Consider the following 3,099-nt stretch of genomic DNA (forward strand, 5'->3'; position numbering starts at 1 on the left):
GTATCTGATCAAATTACCAAATGCGACCGGAACCCTGGTGTTTTCTTTTTTAGGGTACCAAACTCAGGAAGTTCCTGTAAATAATCAAACCAAAATAGATGTTAAGCTTAACCCGGCAGCAAGCAGCCTTAACGAGGTGGTAATTATTGGATATGGTACCAGTAAGAAAGAGGCGGACTTGACCGGCTCGGTAGCGCGTATCAGCGGTACCAAGATCCAAAGCCGCCCGGTTACAGGTACTTTAGATGGTTTACAGGGCCTGATCCCCGGTGTGGGTATTACGCGTTCAAGCGGCCAGCCGGGGCAACAAGGTTTTGCTCTCACTATCCGTGGGGCGTCATCTATTAACGGCAATGTTCCGCTGGTTTTAATTGATGGTATTCCCAGTGATCTTAACCTGATCAACCCGGAGGATATTCAGGACATAACCGTACTAAAGGATGCAACCGCGGCCATATATGGCGCACGTGCTGCTGATGGTGTTATCCTGGTTACTACCAAAAAGGGCAAAAAATCAAGTGCTCCCCTTGTAAGCTATGGATTTAATTTAGCCATGAAACAAGTTGGTTTGAGAAAGAAGGCGGCTACAACTGATCATTTTGTCCGGATGTTTAACGAGGCGAATAAAAATGATGGTGAAAAACAAACTTTCTCTGATTCTACCCTGATGAAGATAGCCGCTAATGACCCAAGTGTAGGCCCTGGTGAGAACCGAAGCGTAGAATCATTCCCAATGTTTTACCAAAACCATGATTGGTACGGCAGGTTGTTTAAAACGGCGTATCGCCCAACGCATAACTTCAGCGTTTCTGGTGGTGGCGAGAAGTCTTCTTACCTGGTATCTTTTGGCGACATGCGCGACAACGGTAATATTTCAGAAGGAACCAATTCATCTGTGCGGGACAATCTGCGCATCGCATTGCAAAGTAATCTTACCGATAACCTGAGGTTAGAGCTGACAACGGCATACGATTATCTGAACACCCGTACCCCTACGGAGTTGAGCGATGCTATCAGCAACGGATTGAAAATGTTTTCTTATCTGCCCGAAAAAAATCCGGCTGGTAATTACTATGGTTATCAGGGTTATGAAAACCCCGTGCAGGAATTAATTAAAGGTGGTAATGAAACTGCAACGAACAACCGTTGGAGTAATAACGTAAAGTTGGATTATGAACCTATAAAGGGTTTGGTGTGGACAGGACAGGTTGGTATAAACCTGGAGCGTTATGATGATGAAGCTATTAAAACAACAAATACAGAGTATAATTGGGATAATACACCCAACTTGCTGATACGTAACAATCCAAACAGCGCCACCTATAAAAATTCCAGTACTGTTTACAAAAATTACAGTACTTATGTCAATTACACCAAAGTATTTGGTCAGCATGAGATCAAGGCTATGGTGGGTGCTTCGCAAGAGAAATTCACTCAGGATGCAAGATTCATTCAGGGGCAGGATTTTTTCAGTAATGAGATTTTTACTCTGCCCTTGTCTGACAACAAGAACCTGCGCGCCGGTGATGCAAGTCAATGGAATCAGGATCCCTGGGCCTTACGGTCTTATTTCGGACGGGCCAGCTATTCATTTGCAGGCCGGTATTATTTAGAAGGTACGATGCGTAAAGACGGCAGCTCTAAGTTCTCGCCTGATAAACGTTGGAGCGCGATTTATCCGAGTGTGTCCGCTGCATGGAAAATTTCAGAAGAGTCGTTCTTCAAACAACTCTTTACCGATAATACCTTAAACCTTTTTAAAATTCGCGCGTCATGGGGCAGAACCGGTAACCAGGATATTCCTCAGTTAGGATTGTTTGATTATGTACAGCTTATTGATGTTTTGGGCCAGTATCCTATCGATGGTTCAGCGGCGTCAAGATTGGCTCAGCTTAAAGGCCTTTCGTCCCCTTTACGTACCTGGGAAACTATCGAATCTAAGAATCTTGGTGTAGACGTTTCCTTATTCGCGTCCAAACTATCTTTGTCATTTGATATTTACAGAAAAACTAACAGTAACATGCTGGTTAGTATTACTTACCCTACAACCCTGGGCGCAGTTGCTCCTTCATCAAACGCGGGAACGCTTAAGGGTAAAGGATGGGAGTTTAATGGTCAGTGGGCCGACAAGATTGGTGAAGTACGTTACAATGTGGGAGCAATCTTAAATTACAATACTAATGTTGTTTCTGATTTAAAAGGAAATGATACCTATAATTTGGGTTTGACACAGGCCAGACAGGGTTACCCGCTTGATTCTTATTTTGGTTTCAAAGGTACACTTATCAGAAACCAGGCCGATCTGAACAATTACGCTTCAAAATACGCCGGAAAAGGCATCGTGCCTTCTGCTCAGCCTAATGGATATGGTGGTTTGGGCATAGGTGACGTAATGTACCAGGATATTGATGGTGACGGACAGATCACCACCTTTGGCGACAAATCAAAAGGTCTTAGCGGCGATGCTGTATACTTAGGTTCTCAGATTCCTAAATTAACCTACAGCTTAACCGGCGGCTTTGCTTATAAAGGTTTTGATATGAGCTTTATTATGCAGGGAACCGGTAACAAATACGTGTGGAGAGGTAACGGAAACTTCGGTGTACCGCTGGCTCACTTCTGGTTCCAGCCGCTTGATTATTTTTACGGCAGAACCTTTACTCCGGAAAACGCATCGGCAGAGTACCCGCGTCTTTCTAATAACGAAACGGTGAAAAATAATAATTACCAGTTCTCTTCCCTGTGGCTTGATAATACTCGCTATTTAAGAATGAAGAACATCACCGTTGGGTACACTTTCAACAACATTCAGGTTGCGCGGCTTAAGCTACGCAGTATCAGGCTTTACCTGAGCGGGCAAGACCTGTTTGAGTTTGCCAAGGGCACCAGGAACGGTATGTATGATCCTGAAGAAACCAGGGTGCCGCAAACGCTAACTGTAGCTGATGCGACAAATACGGATTTTTATGAAAATAACTACCCGATGTACCGCACATTTTCTGTAGGCGTAAATGTTAAATTTTAAAATCTCGCAGCAATGAAAATACTTAAAATTTCCAGCATAATTTTTCTGGCCATTGTGGCTACGGGTTGTAAAAA

1 protein-coding gene is annotated in these 3,099 nt (G+C 43.8%); it reads left to right on the top strand.

The genetic code is table 11. The features are described from left to right. The coding region (locus AAGC65_RS25600; protein WP_343115294.1) for a SusC/RagA family TonB-linked outer membrane protein at positions 1 to 3,025 on the top strand (3,025 nt) is incomplete at its 5' end. Positions 3,026 to 3,099 lie beyond the last annotated feature (74 nt).

Origin of the sequence: Mucilaginibacter sp. (assembly GCF_039207105.1) — a bacterium.
Classification (GTDB): Bacteria; Bacteroidota; Bacteroidia; order Sphingobacteriales; family Sphingobacteriaceae; genus Mucilaginibacter.